The 21,602-nt window shown below is 59.9% G+C and carries 24 protein-coding genes; 22 read left to right on the top strand and 2 right to left on the bottom strand.

Annotated features, from left to right (window positions below; genetic code table 11):
* Positions 1-472: 472 nt before the first annotated feature.
* The 4 genes from EX20_RS21270 (at position 473) to EX20_RS32080 (ending at position 4,601) form a co-directional block, all read left to right on the top strand.
* Complete coding sequence (locus EX20_RS21270; protein WP_034194673.1) at positions 473-1,495, top strand: type IV toxin-antitoxin system AbiEi family antitoxin; 1,023 nt, start codon at positions 473-475, stop codon at positions 1,493-1,495.
* 31 nt (positions 1,496-1,526) lie between these two features.
* Positions 1,527-2,375, top strand: coding sequence for a nucleotidyl transferase AbiEii/AbiGii toxin family protein (locus EX20_RS21265; protein WP_051974462.1), 849 nt, complete (start codon positions 1,527-1,529; stop codon positions 2,373-2,375).
* A 347-nt stretch (positions 2,376-2,722) separates the two neighbouring features.
* On the top strand, positions 2,723-3,397 hold the full coding sequence (locus EX20_RS31075) for a DUF2971 domain-containing protein (RefSeq protein WP_072465566.1): 675 nt from the start codon (positions 2,723-2,725) through the stop codon (positions 3,395-3,397).
* Positions 3,398-3,662: 265 nt separating this feature from the next.
* Positions 3,663-4,601, top strand: a complete 939-nt coding sequence (locus EX20_RS32080) for a hypothetical protein (RefSeq protein WP_131929119.1) — start codon at positions 3,663-3,665, stop codon at positions 4,599-4,601.
* Positions 4,602-4,937: 336 nt separating this feature from the next.
* Here the strand turns inward: EX20_RS32080 and EX20_RS21260 are convergent, their stop codons facing one another.
* On the bottom strand, positions 4,938-5,357 hold the full coding sequence (locus EX20_RS21260; RefSeq protein ID WP_034194642.1) for an ACT domain-containing protein: 420 nt from the start codon (positions 5,355-5,357) through the stop codon (positions 4,938-4,940).
* 162 nt (positions 5,358-5,519) lie between these two features.
* On the opposite strand from EX20_RS21260, the gene EX20_RS21255 reads away from it, so the two are divergent.
* From EX20_RS21255 to EX20_RS21175, 18 genes are all read left to right on the top strand, one after another.
* Positions 5,520-5,744, top strand: a complete 225-nt coding sequence (locus EX20_RS21255) for a helix-turn-helix domain-containing protein (protein ID WP_034194641.1) — start codon at positions 5,520-5,522, stop codon at positions 5,742-5,744.
* Between the two features lie 493 nt (positions 5,745-6,237).
* Positions 6,238-6,918 (top strand): DUF3577 domain-containing protein, encoded by a 681-nt coding sequence (locus EX20_RS21250; protein ID WP_034194640.1) that lies wholly within the window; start codon positions 6,238-6,240, stop codon positions 6,916-6,918.
* A gap of 460 nt (positions 6,919-7,378) precedes the next feature.
* Positions 7,379-7,927 (top strand): hypothetical protein, encoded by a 549-nt coding sequence (locus tag EX20_RS32075; protein WP_131929120.1) that lies wholly within the window; start codon positions 7,379-7,381, stop codon positions 7,925-7,927.
* An 87-nt stretch (positions 7,928-8,014) separates the two neighbouring features.
* The gene (locus tag EX20_RS21245; protein WP_131929121.1) at positions 8,015-8,881 is read left to right on the top strand and encodes a DUF6878 family protein; all 867 of its coding nucleotides are present in this window, start codon (positions 8,015-8,017) and stop codon (positions 8,879-8,881) included.
* Positions 8,878-9,654: a hypothetical protein gene (locus tag EX20_RS21240; RefSeq protein WP_131929122.1), complete on the top strand. Its 777-nt coding sequence runs from the start codon at positions 8,878-8,880 to the stop codon at positions 9,652-9,654. Before EX20_RS21245 ends, EX20_RS21240 begins: the two co-directional genes overlap by 4 nt.
* Before the next feature lie 131 nt (positions 9,655-9,785).
* Complete coding sequence (locus EX20_RS21235) at positions 9,786-10,001, top strand: hypothetical protein (protein ID WP_034194637.1); 216 nt, start codon at positions 9,786-9,788, stop codon at positions 9,999-10,001.
* 153 nt (positions 10,002-10,154) lie between these two features.
* Complete coding sequence (locus EX20_RS21230) at positions 10,155-10,574, top strand: antirestriction protein (RefSeq protein WP_034194636.1); 420 nt, start codon at positions 10,155-10,157, stop codon at positions 10,572-10,574.
* A gap of 75 nt (positions 10,575-10,649) precedes the next feature.
* Positions 10,650-11,243 carry a hypothetical protein gene (locus tag EX20_RS21225; protein WP_051974461.1) on the top strand — a complete coding sequence of 198 codons (594 nt, stop codon included), beginning with the start codon at positions 10,650-10,652 and terminating at the stop codon, positions 11,241-11,243.
* Between the two features lie 123 nt (positions 11,244-11,366).
* Positions 11,367-11,903 (top strand): hypothetical protein, encoded by a 537-nt coding sequence (locus EX20_RS21220; RefSeq protein WP_034194635.1) that lies wholly within the window; start codon positions 11,367-11,369, stop codon positions 11,901-11,903.
* 274 nt (positions 11,904-12,177) lie between these two features.
* Entirely contained in the window at positions 12,178-12,738 is a 561-nt protein-coding gene (locus tag EX20_RS21215; RefSeq protein WP_034194634.1) for a DUF3275 family protein, read from the top strand.
* A gap of 65 nt (positions 12,739-12,803) precedes the next feature.
* Positions 12,804-13,910, top strand: a complete 1,107-nt coding sequence (locus EX20_RS21210; protein WP_034194633.1) for a DUF6094 domain-containing protein — start codon at positions 12,804-12,806, stop codon at positions 13,908-13,910.
* Positions 13,911-13,985: 75 nt separating this feature from the next.
* Complete coding sequence (locus EX20_RS21205) at positions 13,986-14,441, top strand: hypothetical protein (RefSeq protein WP_051974460.1); 456 nt, start codon at positions 13,986-13,988, stop codon at positions 14,439-14,441.
* Positions 14,442-14,731: 290 nt separating this feature from the next.
* A complete protein-coding gene (locus EX20_RS21200) occupies positions 14,732-15,370 on the top strand; it encodes a hypothetical protein (protein WP_034194632.1) in 639 nt (212 codons plus the stop codon).
* A 76-nt stretch (positions 15,371-15,446) separates the two neighbouring features.
* Positions 15,447-16,127, top strand: coding sequence for a hypothetical protein (locus EX20_RS21195; protein WP_034194631.1), 681 nt, complete (start codon positions 15,447-15,449; stop codon positions 16,125-16,127).
* Between the two features lie 121 nt (positions 16,128-16,248).
* Positions 16,249-18,543 carry an SNF2-related protein gene (locus EX20_RS21190; protein WP_034194630.1) on the top strand — a complete coding sequence of 765 codons (2,295 nt, stop codon included), beginning with the start codon at positions 16,249-16,251 and terminating at the stop codon, positions 18,541-18,543.
* Between the two features lie 76 nt (positions 18,544-18,619).
* Entirely contained in the window at positions 18,620-18,949 is a 330-nt protein-coding gene (locus EX20_RS21185) for a hypothetical protein (RefSeq protein WP_034194629.1), read from the top strand.
* A 141-nt stretch (positions 18,950-19,090) separates the two neighbouring features.
* Entirely contained in the window at positions 19,091-19,444 is a 354-nt protein-coding gene (locus EX20_RS21180; protein WP_081350660.1) for a DUF3085 domain-containing protein, read from the top strand.
* A 253-nt stretch (positions 19,445-19,697) separates the two neighbouring features.
* Positions 19,698-20,315 carry a carbon-nitrogen hydrolase family protein gene (locus tag EX20_RS21175; protein WP_051974459.1) on the top strand — a complete coding sequence of 206 codons (618 nt, stop codon included), beginning with the start codon at positions 19,698-19,700 and terminating at the stop codon, positions 20,313-20,315.
* A 36-nt stretch (positions 20,316-20,351) separates the two neighbouring features.
* On the opposite strand, the gene EX20_RS21170 is transcribed toward EX20_RS21175, so the two are convergent.
* A partial coding sequence (locus EX20_RS21170) for an IS5 family transposase (protein ID WP_034194628.1) occupies positions 20,352-21,602 on the bottom strand: 1,251 nt, incomplete at its 5' end.

Here is a 21,602-nt window from a genome sequence, read left to right as displayed (position 1 = left end):
GTCATCGCTATTGGCGCCCGTAACTCTCTTTTTCAGTCTACAGAAATTATGTGCGCTCGCGAAAGCCAGCGAGCACAGCTAGGCTCCTTAGCCAACCTGGCCACTTCGCTCAGACAGGAGCGGAATTCCGCTCCTGTCAACTCAGTCCCCTTTACAGCGGCAACCGACGCATCGAGGACGAGCCCATCGCCCCCCAAAAAATACTGGTATGTCTACCTGAAAGCAGCCGCTGGCGACTGGCGACTTCTACGTAACTGCAAGCCGCACGCGACGGGAAAACCGGTCGTGGCGGCGAACGAGACGTTGATCGTCACACTCGTCTTCGGGCTATATCCCGGCGTTACTGTCCAAAAAAACCTTCGTACACGTTACGTGGACAGACAGGAATTCTGGGCAGGTTCCTATCCATTTTTTCAATTCGTCCACGTAACGTGTACAATCAAAAAAATTGGACGCCCCCTTCATCCCCGCCATGCAACCAGCCGATCAAAACCTGCCTGCCCTAGTCGAAGCCGCCTCAGCCGCGTTTGGCGATGCAACCGGCATTCGTGTCCATCCGCGCAAGGCATCTCCTGGGTCCGGGGCGGACACTACACTGGAATTTCACGTCGGTACGCAGCGCTTCAAACGCCCGGCGCTCGTCAGGCAGACCATCGACCGCTACGGCACCCTCGCTGCGCTCCGCGCGCATGCCACGCCGCGCCATGACGAAAGGTTGCTGCTTGTTACGTCTTATCTGTCGCCCAATATGATCAATGCGTGCCGCGACATGCAGGTCGATGCGCTTGATCTGGCCGGCAATGCCAGTCTCCTGCTGGGCGACAATATCATTCTCGTGTCCGGACGCCCGCGCCCCGACAACGCGCAGGCGCGCCCGGCAACGTGGACCCGCTCCACGCTTCGAGTGGCGTTCGCCCTGCTCACGGTTCCTTCACTGCTGGGAAAAACCTATCGGGATATCGCCCAGGTGGCCGGCGTCAGCCACGGAACGGTCCAGAACGCGATTCACGCCATGCTGGGCCGCCGCGATCTCATTGAACAGCCTGGCGGGCATGGCATGCAGTTCGCCGACGCAGGCAGGCTGATCGACGAATGGGCGACGTTGTACCCGACGCTCCTGCGTGGATCACTCCAGCTCGGACACTACCGCACAGACGTCCCCGACTGGTGGCGAGGTGTTCCCGAACTGCCCGACCGATGCCGGTTTGGCGGCGAGCCCGCGGCGGCCATCCTGACGGACTACCTGAAGCCAGCCACATTCACCGTATACTGCACGGACGAGGTGCCGAGGGAGTGGATTGCCAAAGCTCGCCTGCGCCGTGATCGCGATGGCAACATCGAATTCCTGAAGTCCCCGATCCGGTTCACGGGCGCGGACGGCTACCCGCAGACCGTTGCACCTCCCCTGCTCGTCTACGCGGATCTCGTCGCGAGCGGCGACTCGCGCAACCTCGAAACGGCCCGGCTACTGCGTGAACACTATCTCCCCGCTTGATCCGCGTCCCCATCGCCCCTTTCCACCGGAAATGGTTGCCCTCCTGCGTGAGGTGACAACGGCGGCCGCTGCCAGGGGCATTCCGTGGTTTGTCGGTGGCGCGAGCGCGCGCGACATCTTGCTCACGCACGGTCACGATATTGAACCGACACGGGCCACGGCAGACATCGACATTGGCATTTCCATCGAAAGCTGGGACGGGCATGAAGCGCTAAGAGCGGAACTGCTTGCGTCCGGCCACTTCGAGCAGAGGGGCAGCGCAATTCACCGCCTGCATTACCGGGTGCCGGCCACCGGCATGAGAACATGGCTCGACGTCGTGCCGTTCGGGCGCATCGCCGACGACGGCGGTGAGATCGCGTGGCCACCCGATCAGGTGATCCGCATGAACGTCGCGGGCTTCGAAGAAGCGTTGCGTGCGGCGGTGCCGGTACGCATGGATGCGGACCTCGTCGTGCCCGTCGCCTCACTTCCGTCCCAGGCCATGCTCAAGATCATTGCCTGGCAGGACCGGCGCGCGATCGATCGCAAGGACGCAACCGATCTGCTTTTCCTGCTGGCATGGTATGGGGAGGCGGGAAACCTCGAGAGGTTGTATGCCGACGATGACCTCGACCTAATCGAGCGGCACAATCACGATCCCGATGTAGCTGGTGCGGCCCTCCTTGGCCGGGATATGGCCGCTATAGTCACGCCGGAAGTCCGTGACCAGATTCTCGCGGTTCTCGTCCCGGACGATCCCTCACCGCTGATCCTGACGCACATGATGGCAAGCCGCACGCGGATTCCCGGGGGCGACACGGCCGAGCGGGTCAGCGAACTCCTTGACGCGTTCCGCCATGAATTTCTTGCCGCCGTTCAACGCGGCACCGGGACGTGACAGCGCGGGTGTCCGTCCGATTCTGTGCCTGGTTTCTATCAGTGCGACGCGGCGTTTGCCGCGCGGAGCGCTCATTGATCCGACTGCTCAGAACGGCAAATTCGAGACGCTAGACTACGCAAGACCAACGTCTGTTACTCCGCATAGAGCGGACTTGGATTGTTACCATGTATGCGCGTGGAACGGCCCTTGATCGTGACCGTGCGAAGTTGGTGGTGGGACCTCACAGGGTCGTTGGAAGCTATTTCAGTCCGCCGCATTGATGACATTCTTTAATGTTAAATAGTTGTCAAACCGATGCAATTCAATTGTTGATTACATTTTTCGATTGCATTTCGATATATACCATGAAAAATTTTTCGGGCCGTTTATACCGCATCATCAATTTCCATCATGCGGTTCAAATATTCGAAAAAAACGAAATATTCTTCAGTAGCCCATCAAGCTGGGAGGATCCTTATGAAACCCGCTTGGTGTATAGAGGTATGCATCGAATATTTGCACAGTGTTGGTGCAGCAACGGCATTTCTGATGCGATGTGGAGAATATACTCACCAAATCATCTCGGCGTGAGAATCGGAACAAGTACAAAGAAGCTTGCAGCGGCACTAAAGGCAGATGCACATAGTAGAGGCATTGAATTGCGCATGGAGGATGTAACCTATCACTCGCAACGCGACCTCAATCTGAAAAGTCGAAAAATTAAGGATGCGCTAGCGAAACATTTCGACACGGCGAAGGCAACCGATTTTCTTTTCATGAAGCGAGAGGCTTATGAGCATGAGGCTGAGTTTCGTGTTGTGGCGATAGCCAAAGATCAAGAACTAAGCCTAGCCGAACAAGGACTAAGAATAAAAGTTTCACCAAAATCATTCATCGATAGCATCTTGATAGATCCACGGGCGCCGGATGAGCTGGCTAACGCATTAATTTACTATTTCAAGGAAAAGGTTGGTTTCAAAAAGAAATGCCGAAAATCGGTTTTGTATAAAACACCTCAGCCATTGATGATTGAACCATAATATTTTGCATAAGGCGTCCGTACGAAAAATGCCAAGCAATAGCTACGTTCGTCCGACCTTGCCATCAGGTTATCGCGAAATGAACTTAAATCTCGATTGGCTCGTGTAGTGATTTCCGATCGGCGCAGCCGTCCACAACATTCTCTTCACGATCTTACGCGTCGAGGTAAAATTACGATAATGTGCCAATGGCACCTTACTTTCAGGCGGTTAACAAGATTTTGTCAGGATAAATTGATCACAATCTAAACGAGCGTGAATTTTTATGGAAAACAGAAAGCGTATCCAAAAATCGATTTACTTAGACTGGAACATATTTCAGGATTTAATCCAGGAGCGGAAGAGTGTCCGTTTAATGGAAAACCTCGATGCGGCAAAAAATAAGGGGTTTATTACGCCCTACTCGTACGCCCACATGAGCGACTTAGCTAGATGCGGAAATCCAGATTATGTCCAGAGTGACTTGCGGCACGTGGAAAGAATTGCCGACAGTAAATATATAGACATGGCGATCGATTGCTCGAACGTTCGCGTGGAAAAAATGCCACCCCGAATCATACTTGATGAAGTCAGGTTGCATAATGGCAGCAGCCCCAATCTACCAGACACACCTAAGACCCTCCCCAGATACAAAGTTGCCATAGAACAGATACCTGAAGGCAATCTTATACTCCCCTATCTAAATCGGTTCAACGGCTACATATGCCAAGAGCTAGTGGACAGCCTCATAAGCGATTTAAAAGAAAAGGGGCTTGATGATTATAAATTTCAACGCGATTTCAGAAGTGCGTTTATAGAAATCATTAAGATAGGCAATCCAGCCTCAGCCGGGTTATTGGACACGCCAATCTTCAAATATCTGCTAGCAAGCAAAGCGGAAATTGAGGAAAATTTCATTGAAATCCTTGATTACTTCCTGGGCATCACAAAAAAATCGATAGACACAATCGACGAGCGGGAAAAATTTACTACCAGCTATGGGATTCTTGACTTCTTCCCAGTATTTAAGGAGAAAATTGATAAACGAAACAACATGAATAACATGCTAACGGACGCTTTGCATGTATTTATTGCATCGAAGTGCTCCATACTGGTCTGCGGCGACGATTGTCTAGTAGATAAAGCGAAATTTTTATATAGAGCCTTCAAATCACCGACTAAGGTCTATCATGTTAAAACTTTCATTGAGAGGGTCGAGTTCTAACCAAGACCTCTTGACCACATTAGCCGCGCTACCTGCCTGTCATTGAAGTTACCCCGACGACTGAGTAGCTGCCCGCACCGCATACGGTCGCCGAGCCCGAGGCGCATCGACCGATAACTGGCCCGCGAAGGCATACGCGATTGACCGCCGCGTTTCATCAAGAGACATTACGCCCTCTGTGGATCGAGCGACTGAGATGGGTCGACATGCACCTGATGTCCCGCACATGCCCACGATGCCAGGTTCTCGCAACACAACATGCATTGCGGTCGTCAACCGCTGAATCCGAATACCTGACAGTGCCCGTCTGGCTGTCCCGATCCGGGCGCGCAGCGATCAACCCGCAGCGCCCTGCCCAGCCCGCGCCTGGAGCCCGGTAAGCTGTGCAAGCGCCTCGGCCGCACGCTCAACGGGCACAAAAATGTGATCATGGAATACTGCGGCAACGACATTGCAGCTGATGCTGGCTTTCGTCAACGCTTCGGCCACCGCAGCGGTCAATCCGACCGCCTGCAGATCCGAATGCACGGTCAGCGTGATCCAGGCTGCCCGGAAGAACACGGGCAGTCCTTCGCGCAACGCCGTCGGTTCATCAATGATGACGGTCAGGCCCTCGCGCTCCCGGAACGTGGCCACGGGATCCAGATGTGCAATCCCGATTTCTGGCTGGATGGTAGAGAAGACCCAGGTCCCGTCGTTCAGCTCGGGCTGCATGGACGCAAGCAACTGCTCAAGGTTCGAAACCGGCTGGCTCACTCGGCTCCCCCGTCTGGCGAAAAGGTGACATCGGACGCACACGCCCAACGGGCGTGGCAACATTTGCTAGGGAAATTGTTACTTATAGTACGTGACATCATAGGACGTGGCCTTAAACAGGTCAAATCCGTACGCTGCGATATCTTCCCGATCGAGATATCAATGCAGTACGACCCCCTTGTCCTGTTTGGAAAGCGTCTTATCAAGCTTCGCAAGGCGCGTGGCTGGTCACAGGAGCGGCTTGCGCTCGAAAGTGGCCTTGCGCGGTCGTACGTTGGCGGCATCGAGCGCGGCCAGCGCAATATCGCCCTCTATAACATCTGCGTACTGGCCGCCACACTCGGGGTTTCACCGGCTTCCATGCTGGATTTTGATGAACCTGCGTGACGTTTCCGTCGCCTGTTCACAACCGGGCGGAGTTCATCGCGCCTTCGATGACCGTCCGACCACCTGCCCGCCCTGCACCACCACCTGCACCACCACCTGCCTCCCAGCCTACATTACCCGCCTGCTTTCCGGCCGGTCTGACCTCCGGTCGCGTCACCACGCTGACAACAGGACCCATCGCAACGTGATGCAACATGCGAACAACCGGCATCAACGTGATATCCATCTGCTCTACTGATCAAATTGCCAACGGATTCTCTTGATTTTCTGGCGTTGCCGACTATGATCCCGAATTGAAGTTGTCCGCTGGAACTGATCCAGCATCCTTTGACGTACGGTCGCCCTTGCGACACCTTTGCGGTCACGCTTCGTCCCGTTGTCTGGACACCGCAGGTCCGTTGGACCGGAAGCTTCCTTTCTTGCCCGTCTGGGGAATCACCATTCCCCGACACGGGTCATGGCGACTCCCCCTTTTTCGTTCTGGAGAATCGCCATGAATCAGGCTGTCGAATCCCGCAAATATTTCGATCTTCATCTGCGTGGCCTCGGGTATCTGTCCCGGGTACGCGACGTCACCACCAAAGGCAATGGTCGCAGCAAGGCCAAGCCGTTTCTCGCCTGCTCCATCTCGGCATTTCATGGCGATCCCGATGTCGAAAACGGCATCGTCTATCTGCCTCTCGACCTGATCGTCTCCGGCGACAAGGCGAAGGAAGCCGTGCGCGCCGTCATGAACGACGCGAACGATCCCAACGCGAAAGTGCTCGTGGGATTCCGCTCGGGAGACCACTACATCCGCACGTTCGAGCGCACCGGCAACCGCGCGGGCGAAACGGGGGCTGTCCTCAAGGGCCGCCTGCTGAAGGTCTTCTGGATCAAGGTCGACGGCGAATTCGTCTACCGCGACGAAACTGACGACGCCGCCTCCGACCGTGAAGCGACGACCCATGGCACCGGGTCAGACGAACACGGCGATGCCCCGGTGGATCGTCACGACTCGCCCGACGAAACTGGCGATCAACATGCCGATCGTTCGGGAGCGGGAAATGACGCGGCCGAGGTAGAGGATCGCTCTCCGGTTGCCGGTCAAGATTCGAACCGCTCCAACCGGTATCCGGCATTGCGGCGTAACGGCGGCAGCAATGCCCGTCGGCCCGACTCCGCACAACGCTGAGCACCGGCAGCGTTTTTCCTGTCCCCCGCCTCGTGCGGGGGAACGGTCTACCTCTCTGGCTGCCCTGGCCAGGCTTTCCTGAGCACGTGATGCCACGCTCAGGAAAGCCCTGCCACATGCCACATCATCGTTCAGGGTCCACGGCGACCCAGCAACGTCGTGCCGTTTGCGCAGTCGCCATTCGCTGCCAGACATGAGCCTGGCCGCCCTCGGGCCGCCAGGCGCTATCCGTGATTCGCCCGCCGTGGCGCATCACGGATAACAGCCTTACTGCCGGTCTGCCAGTAGCAGCCCCGTCTGTCGCCACGTCAGGTGACACCTTTCGCAACCGCTTTCCGGCGCTTCATCTGCGCGGTTGCGGCTCAGCCCTCATCGGCCGGGCCCGGAATATTTCCTTCCCCGTTGGGGCGTTCGCACGCCCCACGGCCCGGATGCCCCTTTTTCTTTCCAGGAGCATCCGATGTCCCTTTTTGAATCAGCGCCCGGCACTGCCATCAGCGACACACCCAGCGGCTGCTCCGCATCTCAAGGAGCATTGAGCATGGGTATGGACGTCATCGGCAGATCCCCGATCTCGGAACAGGGCAAATACTTCCGCAACAACGTCTGGTGGTGGCATCCACTCTGGCACTACTGCGAGCAGATTGCCCCCGACATCATTGCCGCCAGCAACCTCGGCCACTCCAACGACGGGTGGGGTCTCGGCCACCGCGCCTCGATCGCACTCGCTAGCCGCCTGGCCCTGGCACTTGAATCTGGACATACCGCAGACTTCGAACAACGCCATCGCGATCGTCTGGCCGCGCTACCGCTCGAGCCCTGCAACATCTGCGGCGCAACCGGAAAACGCGCCGAACCACCGTCGACCGGCCCTGGCCCGCTGCCATGCAACGGATGCAACGGCACAGGCAGTCGGCCCAGTTTCGAAACCCACTATTCGTTCAGTGTCGAAAACGTACGTGAATTCGAAGCCTTCCTGCGTGACTGCGGCGGGTTCCGGATCTGCTAGCGCCACAGGCCTGTCAGCCAGCATCGACTTCTCACCTCTGCGGGAATCCTTCCCGTGGAAGGCTCCCGCTTTTCGATGGAGCTTTCCATGAACTTCGCAGAAAACATCAGGGCAATATCGGCTGCCCTGCGCACCGCCGGCGCCGTCTCCGCCACGGCCGAATACGCCGGGTACGGTGACTCAGGTGATCATTTCAGCATCGACATCCGGTGGCCCGACAAACCCGTCCTGTCGCCGGAAACGGGTATCGCTTCGGCCGGACCCGCGATCGACCTCACTCCGGCTGACGCATCCATCGGTACGCTGGCGTCGCAGCTGGCCGATTTCGACTCGGCCTTCGAGAACCTCGTCTGGGACGCCGTGTCGCTCACCGGTCATGATGGCTGGGAGAACAACGAAGGCGGCGGCGGAACGTTCACGCTCAGTGCCAATGGCACCGCCCTGCTCGAACATTACGACAACGTCGAGAATTCAGAAACGTCGGAGCACGAATTTCCAACCGACGGTGAACTCGGGACACGACTATCCATCCTGTGCAAGGCACTCGCATCAGTCGGTGCACAGTCCGCAACCGTCGAATACGCAGGCTACGGCGACTCGGGTTCCGTCGAAAGTGTCGAGATCCAGTGGCCCGATACTCCCGGTGTCCCGCCCCGGAGCGTTCAGTACCCGACCGCTTTATCGGTCTGGAACGAAGAGCACCAAAGATACGACACCGTCTACCCAGACAGCGATCGCGATTTCGACTCGGCAGTCGAGGACCTGCTTGACCGTGCGATCACACTGTCCGGTCATGATGGCTGGGAAAACAACGACGGCGGCAACGGCACCTTCACCCTCTTCGCCGATGGTACTGCCCATCTCCTGCATCGGGACCACTTCATCGAGCAGGTGACGGATTCGCACGAATTTGACGAAGCCGGCAGCAGGCGTTCCGCGGAGTCAGACTCATGAGCGCACAACCCGCAAGCCGTGTGAATGTATCGCTCGCCGCGTGGCCAGGCCTCACGTTTCAGGAAGCACTGCAGGAAGCCTTACACAGCCTTCCACGCGAACCACTGTTGGGTCCGCTGCGCCTCGACCATATCCAGCTCTGCCCGCAAAACCGGGGCGTGCTTACCCGGGACATCGCATCGGAACTGCGACGCCGCACGCCACACGCGCGCTTCCGGCTTCACGCCAACGTCCGCGTGCTCCCCGAGCGGTATCTGTACGACTGGTGTGACTGGAATTCTGCTAATCGCTACTGGCGTGCACTCGCCTCCACAAGCCGCACCCTCGGTGCGCCTGGGTATACGGCTCACGCGGGACGGCGTGACCGCTGCTCACTGGCGGCACTCTTCGACAACGCCCGGCGGGCCTCTGACGTATTCGACTGTCCGGCCGGCATCGAGGGGCACTACCCAACACGCGACAACGTCTTCCTCATTTCGGACTGGGACGAATACCAGGCGCTCTTCGAATCCGGTGTGCCATATGCATTGGATCTGTCGCACCTGAACATTCTCGTTTTCCGTAGCCGACGCTGTGAGCGCACGCTGGTCCAGGAGATGCTCGCGTGTGAGCGCTGTCTCGAAGTCCATCTCTCAGCCAACGACGGATTGCACGATCAGCATCGTGTGCTCGACCAGGAACCGTGGTGGTGGCCGTTGCTGGAACACGTGCACGACAACGCTGTAATTTTCAGCGAAAGCAATCAGCGTCGGGCGCCGCCCGATGACGCATAAGAGTTCGCACACGCCACGCGTCCTGCCCCCGGGTACGGGCTATGTGGTGCAAAACAGGTTTTTCACCCCAGCGGGAGTGCATGCCCCCCATCTGGGAACAGCATTCTCCGCGCCATCACCTGGAGGATGTCATGGAAAACACAACCGGCCCGGACCGCCGCGACGAGATTCAGCGTCAGCTCGCGGAACACGGCTTCCGTATGGAATACGACCCGGGCTCGATCCCCGGCGAAGGACACTGCCTCGTCAGCATCGAGACCGGGGAAATCGCTGATGACCCACCCGAGACCGTCGCCCACCTGGCCGAAGAATGGTCCCGGCTGACTGACGAGGAAGAAGACACCTGATCTGATCGGTCAGGTCTGACGAATCGCCATCGAGCCCATCGGTATCGCGCACACACCCGCGCGACTCCCATCGACGTTACTCAACCCACGCGGGGAATGCGCTTCCCCGTCGGGGTCAGCCGTCCTCCGCGCACTTTTTCTCTGGAGGATGCAATGAACCACCCTACTGCAACTCGCCGCATCACCGTGGCCAAGGTACCGGACCAGGAACGCATGGAAATCCTGCCACGCTACTTTGGACATCACATGATACGCGCGGAAATCGCCGTCTACACCGCAATGGAGGCGCTGTGCGAGGCCTACCACGGCGGCTTCTGGGACTATTTCGAACTGTCGAACGGCGCCTTTTACATGGCCCCACGTCTTGAAGGTCCGCTGCAGATCGCCTGCGAGAGCAACGGCTACGCCGGCGAGATGAGCGCAGACGCAGCCGGTATCGTCGCGAGTCTGTTCGCGCTGAACGCGATGACATGGACGACGGAAGATCCCCGGTTCGGGCAGCTCTACTACGGACTGCGGGACTTCGCCGACGGCCACCCGGAAGCGGCGGCTATTTTCGCGGCGATCGACTGACGTCCGTCATTCTCACCACCCTCGCGGGACGTTGCCCGCCAGGGCACGTCTCCGCCCTTCTTCCTGGAGATGTAAATGTTAGCCTGCTCCTCCCCGGCCATCCCGCCTCGTACAGCAATCGTTTCCGAGGATGTGCTGCCCTCCCTGCTCGTGAACCAGCCCGCGGATCGGGAAGCTTCATTCGACACCGGCACCATGCTTCATGCGGTCGAGCATCCCCTGACCGGCAACACGCCGGCCAGGCCGATCTTCACCTGCAGCGACGGACGCCAGTTACCGCTCTACACGGAATTCGCAGCCCATCTTCCCGATGGACTCTATCTGGGCCTGTTCAACGGTCGCAACGATCCGTACGTCCCCGCCGCCGACGCGGGCTTCGATGGCCCCCTGATCGGCCGCCTGCGCTACAGCCACACCGTCGAGGCCCGCGAGATCCGGCTGGAGTTCGTCGACCCATTCGAAGGCCGCATATTCTTCCCCGACATGGAGGTTACCGCAGGAGCTTCGGGTCACGTCCCGACCGGCAAGGTGAGCCTGCCGATCCTGCTCGGGCTGAGTTCCGGTGCAATCGTCTTCGACAGTCGTTATTTCGCCGACTGGACCACCTTCATCATCAGCTCGGCCCGTCCGGTCGTTGGCCGCGACCTGACCTCACAAAGGCGCGTCTGAGCGACGGACCGACGCATCACTGTCAGCTCTCATGTCAATTCCGCACCGTGACAACGGTGCTTCCCCACGGGGCATTCGCCCCGAAACGGGAAGGATGCCCTTGATCAATCAGCGAGGTACATCATGGGATGGTTATTTGGTCACGAACAGTCACGCTCACAACTGATCCAGCGCCTGACACGGGATGAAGAACATAACGGCGTGATGCGCCGCTGCCTGCGCCACTGCACCAGCGGCAATGTGCTCTGGACCGTCTGGGAAATCCAGCGATCAGACGACACGCCGTTCCGCTATATCGGCTGCGATCTGATGGCGTACTACAAGGCTTGTCGCGGATGGGGCTACAAGGATCTCTGCGAGTCCATGGAGCCTTTCTACTACTCCTGTCCGCTCGCCTACCTGGACATGGTGCCACCGGCCGCGCCCGCATGGCGGGAACAGGTTCGTGCATATCACGCCGCACGCTCTCGCACCGTGATCCTCGGCGACACCCTGACGTTCAGGGGGCTGTCAATCACGGAAGCGGTCGTAGTAGGCCGGCATCGCCGCACCTGGATCATCGAGTGCAACGGAATGCGTTACGCCCTGCCTCCCCGACTCCTGCGCCACGTGGTCGAACAACGTCATGCGAGCACTTCCGGCACAGCTACATCGAACTGACTCACGCTGTCCGCCTGGCTGTCCAGCCAGGCGTTATCCCCGGGCACCACCGCGGCCCTTGATGCCCGGGAATAGCGGATTACTGCCGGTCTGCCAGATGCAGCCCCGTACGTCGCCACGCAGTGCGACGCCCGCAGTTTCTTTCCGGCGCCTTTGTCTGCGCAACTGCGTGTCCTACCCGGACATCCGGAACCGCTCTGTATCAAGACCTTTATCTACCCGGCGGGACGCCATGCCCGCCGGGCAGCGTTCCACCTCTCTCCGTGGAGGCATCATGATTTCCGTTTCCGGCACGCTCGACGTGCGCACCATCAAGGGCAGCAACGGCCCGTTCCAGGTGGGCGAGTTAACCACATCTGTTGGCGAATTCAAGGTCAAGGACAAGCTGCTCGAACAGTTCGAGCCAGGCGCGTACACCGGCACTTTCCTCATCGACAAGATCTATCCGCACAGTTATGTCTGGTACGGCAAGGTCACGGTCGAAATCCGTGCCCGTCTCGCCGACGTGCAGCTCGACAATGACGAACCGCTCGACGACGCGAACGCCGCGCCGCCCTCAATCGAACCTGATCCGGCCGACGAGGAACGCCGGGCCGCTGCGACGGCAGCAGCATTGCGTGCCGACGAGGTGCCCGAAACGCCCCCGCCCGAAACCTCCGAGGAGCTGTACCTGCCCGACCTCTTCGGCTTCGAACTGGCCGATGCCATCATCGCTGGCGAACCCGTCAAGCTCGACTCCACGGTCGACCGCGGCACGTTGCGCCGCCAGCGCGACCAGCTCGACGCCTTCGGCTACACCTTCCAGGCCTCCACGCAGACCTGGTTCAAGTCCTGATTCATGCCAAAGCCGGACACGCGCGTTCAATCGCGCATGTCCGGCTCTTCCCTGCGGAGATTTCCATGGCCCTGATCTTTCCCCGCCTCGCGCGGAACTTCATAAAGAACGGATATTTCCCGACCGACGACGAAACGCTCGGGCGGATTTCCCACGCGCTCGCTCTCGCGGATCCCGAGCGATCCACTCGCCTGCTTGATCCATGCTGCGGCGAAGGAGCCGCACTTCACGGCATCAAGGCGAAGCTGGATGAGGCAGGTGCGTCGCCAGATACCCTGCGAGCGTACGGCGTCGAGTATGACCACGAACGCGCATGGCATGCGAAATCGCTGCTCGACACCGTGGCGCACACCGATGTGCACGACATGTTCATCACCGCCCGCAGCATGGGCCTGCTCTTCCTGAACCCGCCCTACGGAGATGTAGTCTCCGACAAAGCGCAGACAGGCAATCGACAACTTAACCGTCTCGAGAAAGTCTTCTATCAGGAGACCGTCCCCTGGCTTGCATTCGGTGGCGTGCTCGTCCTGATCGTGCCGTACTACGTGATCGACCGGGAATTCGCGACCATGATCGCCCGCAACTTCTCGCAGGTCCAGGTCTTCCTCGCGCCCGAGCAGGCGTTCAAACAACTCGTGTTGTTCGGCATCAAGCGTCGCGCGGACGGCGTCGACAACAAAGTTGCTGCGCAACTCGCCCGGATCAGTGACGGCGAACTGCCACCAGTCCTGCCTGAATCGGGCCTCGCCGCACCATACGCCATCCCGGCGGTCCCCGGCGACTGCTCATTTGTCGCCACACGCATCGACGCGCTGCAACTCGAGCAGGAACTGGGGCGACTGGAGCACGCCACGCTCTGGCCTCACTTCGCGTCGATGTTTAGTTCAGCGCCGGTAACGCCAAGGCGCCCCCTTCGCGATCTTTCGAACTGGCATCTGGCACTCGCCCTGGCGGCAGGCCAGATCACCGGCGTGGTTACGGGCCAGGACGGTACCCGACTGCTTGTCCGCGGCGACACGATCAAGCGCAAGGAGCAGGAAGTACAGATCGAGGAAACGGACAAGGGTGACATCCGCACAACCATCCTGATGCGCGACCGGTTCGTACCCACCATCGCCGCCATTGACTTCACCCCAGGGGCTAACCTGGGCCGCATCGTGACGATCCGCTAGCAACGCATCGTCCGTGTTCACCCCGCGGGGCTTCGCCCCGCCAGGGGCAAGTTCCGCCTTCGACAGGAGAACCGTATGATTACCCTGCCTGACGACACCGGGACACCCACCGTCACATTCATGGTCGGCTATACGCTGGACCAGGCCCATCGAGTCGTGGTCGGCATCCGCGCATCGAGTGCCGACGCAGCCGCTGCAATCGCGCGTGCTGCTTTCCATGCCGGCACGCTGTGGGACGACACGCCCGACATGCCGCTGCTCTACTACGACCACGAGGAGCTTGACGGGCAGGTACCCCAGTTTGATGCCACGGCCGTCGCCGCATGGCCCACTCCCCATGCGTCTGTACTCGCGGTCAAACGCCGGCGAGCGTTTGACCAGCTGCTTGCCTTCACCCGACTCGTCGACGTGCGTTCGCTGTCTGCCGATACGATCCGCTCCTGGCATCCGCACACCCTCGTCGGACTCTCCCTGACGGCCGGCGAACTGCGCGAATTGCGCGCGCTGCTCGTCACCCTCGCCGACCACTGACCTCATCCGGCCAACGCCTCACCCCATGCATTGCGCAAGGGGTGCTTTCCGGGGCCATCGCGCCAATCACACAGCGGTGGCCCCGGAAAGCACCTGACATGGTCGACCCTGAAATTTCCGCCGGTTTGCCGGTCGCAAACCCGTCCTCGCACGTCACGCGAGAACCCTGAAGCAGCCTTTCCGGCGCCCTTGTCTGCGCGGCTGCCGTCCACCCGGACGCACGGAATCCTGTCCACCCTGACCGGGGCAACACCCGGCGGGTGCCCCCGGTTCTTACCGAGGAGCCCGCCATGCTTTATCCCATCCTGGAACTACAGGACATCTTCGTCGATGCCTGCGTGCGTGCGCCCACGGGCGAGCTTGCGTTCCTCTCAGCCTACGGTCGCGATGGATCGCTGCAGCAGCTCTATGCCGCGCTCCATCTCGGCGTTCAGGAAGGTGGAGTCCGCCAGATCACGCTACTCGATCCGGCGACCCACCAGACGCTTGCCGCTGTCCCCGTCGGCGACCCGAAGCGATTCGACAAGTTCAGCGGCCGCCTGCCGAAGGACAACCTGTTCGGCGCGCTTGTGCACACCTGGATTTTTGATGAAGTCCTGCTCAAACCCTCCCGCGCCACGGGCACAGCCTGGTTGCTGCTGGACCGCCATAGCCAGTCCGGCCAGTCCGGCGAGGCAGCATCGGTCGCCGAACTGACGTGGTCGCTGGTCACACAACTGAGTCCCGTGCCCTTGCTGCCGCACTGGCGCGACCGCGTGCTCAGCGCGCTCGGCGACGAACTGGTGACTGACCTTTCCCAGACTACCAGCGCTCCCGTCGGGCGGCTCCTCGCATTGGTGACTTCGCTGCCTGAAGCTTTCCAGCAAACGCTTTCCACGCTGGTACGCAGCGGCGATCTCACCCTTGGACCGGGCGGCAGCACGAACTGACTTTTCACTCCCTTTTTCACCCTGCGGGATCTGCCTGTCCTGCGGGGATGGCAGCCCGCTCACCTAGGAGCCTGTCATGGCCAATAGCTATTACGACGCCACCGGCGTCCTCGTTCTGGACCGGGTCACCCCGGTCATCTCCGCACTGTTCGATGGCTTCCTCCTCGACGCGACCTGGCCGGGCAACGGTCAAGCGTTTATCGCGCGGATATCCGATGAAAATGACCCGCAATGGCATGACATACGCGACGGGCTGATGAGTCTCGCGGCACAGCTCGACCTGCCCTGCCCGGAAGCGGAAGACGTCACGATCAATACTATCCTTCGGCTGCTTGCCGGCTACTTTCATGTTGCCGATGATGATGGGCTCAACGCGCTGATCGACGCCCATTCATTCGAAGCTGCTGCCGATCTCGAAACGTTATTCGTGATCGCGATCTACCTCGACGACGGTCACGGCCTGCGTGCTATCCAGTTCGAAGGCTGCTGGCACTGCAGCAAGCCACGCCTGTTCGAATTCGGCGGCGACGGCACCTTCATCAGCCGCGAGGTCATCCACTACGGCAACAGTCGCCAGCCAATCGAATTCGGGACCCGCCTGCGCGAGACACTCATTGCCGACGACCTCGACAGCGCGAGCGCCATGTTTGCCACAATGGTCAGACAAACGCTCTCCGGGATCACCGACAAGGGCGCTCGCGACGCGCTTGCCGTCCGGCTTGCAACGTTGTTGCACGAAACCCGTGGCAAAGCCTGACTCGCCTCCCACGGTACGAGGTTAGGGCCTTTCCTGCTTTCTCAACCCACGCGGGGATACACCATCCCTGCTCGGGGCCCAGGTGTGTTTCCGCGTCTGTCCTTCAGATAAGGAGTACACAATGGATATGCTTGACTCAACTCTGGAACCCCTCGCCGACGTCCAGACCGACACCGTAACAGTCGACGATGCGTCCGTGATCGCACTGCCGGATTTCATCGCAAATTTTGGTGCCGGTCTGCTTGAGGCCGTTCGAGAACAGAATCCCTCTGTCTATGACGGCCAGCCTGATCCGCGCTGGGACGCCCTGCTCGATACTCTCTCGCGCCGCCCTTTCCCTGCACAACGCGAGGTCATTCACGCGATCACCACGCTGCTTACCCGGCACGCGCCAGGTGGCATCATCAACGCAGAAATGGGGACGGGAAAAACGCTGATGGGCATCGGCGTGGCCGTCCTGCTCCATCATTGCGGATTCCCGCGCACGCTCGTCATCGCACCACCACATCTCGTCTACAAGTGGCGACGGGAGATAAAGACCGCCGTGCCGGGTGCACGCGTGTGGATTCTCAACGGTCCCGACACGCTGCGCAAACTGCTGCAGTTACGCTCGATGCGCGAACGGCCAGCCGTACCTGAGTTTTTTATCCTCGGGCGCGTACGCATGCGCATGGGCTTCGACTGGAAACCTGCCTTTGCCCGGCGCGTCGCCACCCTCGACATGGAAACCGATGCGGTCACGCGCGTCTTCGCCTGCTGTCCTTCCTGCGGCGAATTCGTCTGTGACGAAGACGCCAATCCGCTCACACCCACCCAGGCCCGCCCGGTCCTGAACGAAAAACGCCGGGCGTGCAATTGCGGTGAGCGGCTGTGGACCCTTGCCCCTAAAGGTCAGGGCACGCGCTCCATGCGCGAGCTCGTGAAATCCGCACTGCTGCAGATGCCGACTGTCGGGGAACGAACTGCGGAGCGTCTGCTCTCCCGCTTCGGCGAATCGATGCTCGCCGACATGCTCCAGGACAACCTGTACGAGTTCATCAACCTGATGGACGACAAGGGTGAACTCGTGTTCTCGGACCGGCAAGCCACACGGATGGAACGTGCCCTCGCTCATACCGAAATCTCTTTTGGACAAGGCGGCTATCAAGCCTCCGAGTTCGTCAAAAGATATCTTCCCCAAGGCTACTTCGGCCTGCTCATCGCAGACGAAGGCCACGAATACAAGAACGAGAACTCCGCCCAGGGACAGGCGATGGGTGTGCTGGCCCGCAAGGCTTCGCGCACGCTGCTGCTCACCGGCACCTTGATGGGCGGATACGCCGATGACCTGTTTCATCTTCTGTACCGCCTGAACCCGTCCATGCTGATCGAAGACGGCTTCAACTACACCGCGAATGGCTCGATGAGCGGGGCGACGATGGCCTTCATGCGCGAGCATGGTGTGCTCATCGACATTCACAAGCAGACGGACGAAGGCTCGCATCGTACAGCCAAAGGTGAAAAGCGAACGGTCTCGACCGTGAAGGGTCCAGGGTTCGGTCCGAAGGGCATCATGCGCTATGTCGTGCCCTACACGGCGTTCCTCAAGCTCTCGCAGATTGGGCAAAGTGTGCTGCCGCCCTACGACGAATCCCTGTTGCCGATCGCGATGAGCGAAGACATGGCTGCGGCGTACCGGGCGCTCGAATCCAGCCTGATGTCGGAACTGCGTGCCGCACTCCGGCGCGGTGACAAAAGTCTCCTCGGCGTTGTGCTCAACGTGCTGCTGGCGTGGCCCGAATGCTGTTTTCGTCCGGAGATCGTGCGGCATCCTCGCACGAAGCATATCCTCGCATCGGTACCGGCATTGCTCCGCGAAGATGAACCCGGTCCGAAGGAAGCGGCTCTGCTGGCGCTGGTCCGCGGAGAACTGCTCAATCGCCGCCGCACACTCGTCTACACGACGTACACCGGCACGCGCGATACGTCCGTGCGCCTGCGTAATCTCTTCGACGCCGCCGGCGTGAAGGCTTCAGTCCTGCGCGCCAGTGTCGCAGCCGAGAAGCGTGAAGACTGGGTTGCCGACCAGCTCGAGCGCGGTGCGGAGGTCATCATCACGAACCCGGAACTGGTCAAGACCGGACTCGATCTGCTTGAGTTCCCAACGATTACCTTCCTCCAGTCCGGTTACAACACCTACACGCTCCAGCAGGCCGCACGCCGAAGCTGGCGCATCGGTCAGACGCTCGACGTCACTGTGCGGTTTCTCGCCTATGAGGCCTCGGCGCAGATGCGGTGCCTGAAGCTGATGGGCCAGAAGATCGCCGTTTCGCAATCGACCTCAGGCGATATGCCCGAATCCGGCCTCGACATCCTGAATCAGGGTGGAGAAAGCATCGAAGTCGCACTCGCGCGACAACTCATCAGCCAGGAATAACTGGCACATGGCATGTCTGTTCACCCTGTCCGGGGCAGTCCGACTGCGTTGGGCTGCTCCTCAAGGAGAATTCATCATGAATAGCCCTTCTACCCCTGTATGGCTCAACCCGGCGCAATACGCCATCATCAAGCAGTTCGCCAATGGCGACTTTGCCTATCTCTCCGAATGCCAGAGCGAGGAAGCGTGGCGCAAGGAACTTGATCTCTGCGGCGACGGACTACTCCACTTCCTGCTCGTAGAACTTTCCGGACGGGAAGATTGTGATTCAGGTAATGAGGCCGTCCGGCGGATCAGGACCTCCATCCGAGACCTTGAGGATGCACTCGCCGTCGTCGAATCTCTCGCTCAGTGGGAGCAGCCCCAACAACAATACGTCAGCACGCACCAGGACAAGCCATCCTGAGTGATCCTGACGCTGGCATTGCTATTTCTGCTCACTGCTTATCCACGTCGTATTCGCCGCCATAGACAGCGAAGCTGACGCCCTGCCCCATTGTCGGCACTGCCGCTTCGCACCTTCCGTAAACTTTTGGAGGTATCAATCATGATTCAGTTTCTCGCCTCAGATTTACGCCCGGTCATCATCGAAGCCCGCGCGCACGCCTGCCGCATCATTCTCGTCAAGGACCAGGGTGTCTACATGATGTCGGAGAAAAGTGACGCCCCGGGAAACGGCCGCCCGCGAACCATCGCGTACGCCGTCGGATGCAATCCCGAGACGACACCTTTCGACGAATGGTGGGACCGAGCACGCGACGAATTCGGCGGCGACGACTTTGCCGAGTATTTCGGGCACGACGACGCCATATTCGATCGCGTCGTAGCCGACGGCTGCAATCTGGAGATCACGGCAGACGCCAGTCATCTGTACGTCGATGCAGTCAAGCCCGACGCGTAACGTAATCCTGCCACCCGAGCCGTTGCCTCATCCACCATCCGCACAGCCCCTGTCTCGCAAGAGCAGGGGCTTTTCATTTGCAGATCGGGCATCAGGCATGTTCCACCACCGACCGGGAACGACTAACATATCAAGCGGCAGGTCAACTTACTTCAGCCCCTGCCTCAACTTGATCAAGTCCCATCGGGCGATCAGCAGCGCGCGTCACGTACAGGGGTGTCCGTCGTGTAACCGACAGCCGCCCACTATTGCGTTGCTGACCATCATGCATAAATCTCGGTCCCGACTGTTGTTCCAAACCATTGGAGCGATTCGCAACGGCTCACACCACCTGCTGGCGTTCAGTGCGGGCATCATCATCGCGCTCCTGGCCTGGTACCCAGGACACTTTCCCATCACTCTTCTCGCCCTTCCCGCCCTATGGTCCAGGCTGCCCAACAGGGTCGCCGCATTCACGCTCTGGACAACCTACTATCTTGTAGGAGCCCGCGACATACCAGCGGTCTGTGAGCGGTTCTTCGTCGGCTATCAGGAACTCAACCCTGGCACGGCTGTGGCCGTGGGTACCGCTTTCTGGTCACTGCAGGCCGCGGTCCTCGCGCTTCCCTGGACCGTGCTCAAGGCGGAGCGGACGGCATCCGGCTTCAGCTACGCATGTCGGGCGTCGCTGGCTACGCTGATCGTGACGGCTCCGCCGCTCGGCATCATTGGATGGCTGTCGCCGATTCACGTGGCAGGCACGCTGTATCCTGGCTGGCGAGTCACTGGCATGGGTCTTGGGCTCGCAGCACTGTGTACCGCCTCCATACCGCCTCGCCGATCCGCAGCCTGGGTCACATGTATCGCCACCCTGGCCGGTCTTGCTCTTTAGTCGCACCTGAACAATTCGTCTTGCGCGGCGCTGCCATCATGCCGTGATGACGACAGTGAGCGAGCGATTACGCAAAGCAATCAGAACAAGGGCGTAAAAAAGCCGCAGTTTTCTGAGGATCATGCGCAGGTTGTGGCCCGCGCCGCACAGCACCGCGTGCATCGCATCGCCGAGTGCGCCTTTAAGCCAGTTCCGGTCGAGTTTGCCGTCGGCCTTCATGTGACCGATGGCCGGCTCGATCGCGCTGCGCCGTCGAATCATCGCGCGCAGGCTCCGCGTGATTCCGCGTCGCAATCCTGGGTGATAGATCTTCACGCCATCGATGGCGACACCCTTGTAGCCTCGATCAACAACGGCCACTTCCGCCTTCACGTCGCTCAGGATTGCCGCCTGCTCCAGTGCCTCGGCCAGCGTATGGCCGTCATACGGATTGCCCGGCATCGAGCGCGCTCCGATTACGAGCCCTTCCTTGTGGGTCGTCGTGATCGACACCTTGACGCCGAATTCGTACGGCGTGCGCGCTTTGCCCTTGGCCAGGCACTCGACTTCCGGCGCATGCAACGCGTACAGCTTGTTCTTGTCCTTCTGCTTTTGCGACAGGATCCGCCTGGTGCGACTGACCAACTCTGTTAGCGCGCCGCGTGCGGCGTGGCCAACTGAATCGAGTTGACGCTCCACATCACGCATCACCCGCCCAACGCGCGAGCGCAACGTGCGCAGCGCCTTCTTCATGCGCTTGTACTGCTTCGCATGGGCGTAGCGGCCAATCTGACGCGCCAGGTGCGGCGCCTCGCGATTGTAGTTCTGCCGCAGCTTCAGTCCGTGCCGTGCCGCAGCCTTCACCAGATGTTCGCGACACCGCTCGAGCAGGCGAGAATCGGTTGGATGGGCGATCGCCTTTTGCATGACCGTCGTGTCGACAATTACACGCTTCGCGCTTGAGGCCTTGATCACGCCCGCGCGCTTTGCCGCTTCGATCGTCTCGGCCAGCAACTCCTCAACTCCGGCCTCACCCAGGCGCTTGCGCCAGCGCGTCAGGCTCGACGGATCGATCGGCGGCTCGGTCTGTAAAAATGTTTCGCCGGTGAAGCCCTGCCAATACGGGTTCTCCACCCATTGCCAGACCACGTCCTCATCCGACAGATCGAACGCATGCTGGAGATACAGCAAGCCAGCAATCAGCCTCGGTGACGTGGCCGGCCGACCCTTGCGTGAGACGAAGCTCGCGCTCATCGACGCATTCAATCCATCCCAGTTGATCAGATCGGCCAGACGCACCAGCGGATG

The sequence above is a fragment of the Burkholderia sp. WP42 genome, assembly GCF_000745665.1.
Classification (GTDB): domain Bacteria; phylum Pseudomonadota; class Gammaproteobacteria; order Burkholderiales; family Burkholderiaceae; genus Burkholderia; species Burkholderia vietnamiensis.
The sequence above is the reverse complement of the archived record's forward strand: the minus strand, read 5'-3'. Positions and strand labels throughout refer to the sequence as shown.

Excerpts from the sequence above, each read along its gene's own strand:
- EX20_RS21200 (WP_034194632.1), top strand. The coding sequence starts at position 14,732 with ATGCTTTATCCCATCCTGGAACTACAGGACATCTTCGTCGATGCCTGC.
- EX20_RS21270 (WP_034194673.1), top strand. The coding sequence starts at position 473 with ATGCAACCAGCCGATCAAAACCTGCCTGCCCTAGTCGAAGCCGCCTCA.
- EX20_RS21210 (WP_034194633.1), top strand. The coding sequence starts at position 12,804 with ATGGCCCTGATCTTTCCCCGCCTCGCGCGGAACTTCATAAAGAACGGA.
- EX20_RS21255 (WP_034194641.1), top strand. The coding sequence starts at position 5,520 with ATGCAGTACGACCCCCTTGTCCTGTTTGGAAAGCGTCTTATCAAGCTT.
- EX20_RS21230 (WP_034194636.1), top strand. The coding sequence starts at position 10,155 with ATGAACCACCCTACTGCAACTCGCCGCATCACCGTGGCCAAGGTACCG.
- EX20_RS21220 (WP_034194635.1), top strand. The coding sequence starts at position 11,367 with ATGGGATGGTTATTTGGTCACGAACAGTCACGCTCACAACTGATCCAG.
- EX20_RS32080 (WP_131929119.1), top strand. The coding sequence starts at position 3,663 with ATGGAAAACAGAAAGCGTATCCAAAAATCGATTTACTTAGACTGGAAC.
- EX20_RS21235 (WP_034194637.1), top strand. The coding sequence starts at position 9,786 with ATGGAAAACACAACCGGCCCGGACCGCCGCGACGAGATTCAGCGTCAG.
- EX20_RS21185 (WP_034194629.1), top strand. The coding sequence starts at position 18,620 with ATGAATAGCCCTTCTACCCCTGTATGGCTCAACCCGGCGCAATACGCC.
- EX20_RS21245 (WP_131929121.1), top strand. The coding sequence starts at position 8,015 with ATGAACTTCGCAGAAAACATCAGGGCAATATCGGCTGCCCTGCGCACC.
- EX20_RS21205 (WP_051974460.1), top strand. The coding sequence starts at position 13,986 with ATGATTACCCTGCCTGACGACACCGGGACACCCACCGTCACATTCATG.
- EX20_RS21225 (WP_051974461.1), top strand. The coding sequence starts at position 10,650 with ATGTTAGCCTGCTCCTCCCCGGCCATCCCGCCTCGTACAGCAATCGTT.
- EX20_RS21250 (WP_034194640.1), top strand. The coding sequence starts at position 6,238 with ATGAATCAGGCTGTCGAATCCCGCAAATATTTCGATCTTCATCTGCGT.
- EX20_RS21265 (WP_051974462.1), top strand. The coding sequence starts at position 1,527 with ATGGTTGCCCTCCTGCGTGAGGTGACAACGGCGGCCGCTGCCAGGGGC.
- EX20_RS21190 (WP_034194630.1), top strand. The coding sequence starts at position 16,249 with ATGGATATGCTTGACTCAACTCTGGAACCCCTCGCCGACGTCCAGACC.
- EX20_RS21215 (WP_034194634.1), top strand. The coding sequence starts at position 12,178 with ATGATTTCCGTTTCCGGCACGCTCGACGTGCGCACCATCAAGGGCAGC.
- EX20_RS21195 (WP_034194631.1), top strand. The coding sequence starts at position 15,447 with ATGGCCAATAGCTATTACGACGCCACCGGCGTCCTCGTTCTGGACCGG.
- EX20_RS21180 (WP_081350660.1), top strand. The coding sequence starts at position 19,091 with ATGATTCAGTTTCTCGCCTCAGATTTACGCCCGGTCATCATCGAAGCC.
- EX20_RS31075 (WP_072465566.1), top strand. The coding sequence starts at position 2,723 with ATGAAAAATTTTTCGGGCCGTTTATACCGCATCATCAATTTCCATCAT.
- EX20_RS21240 (WP_131929122.1), top strand. The coding sequence starts at position 8,878 with ATGAGCGCACAACCCGCAAGCCGTGTGAATGTATCGCTCGCCGCGTGG.
- EX20_RS32075 (WP_131929120.1), top strand. The coding sequence starts at position 7,379 with ATGTCCCTTTTTGAATCAGCGCCCGGCACTGCCATCAGCGACACACCC.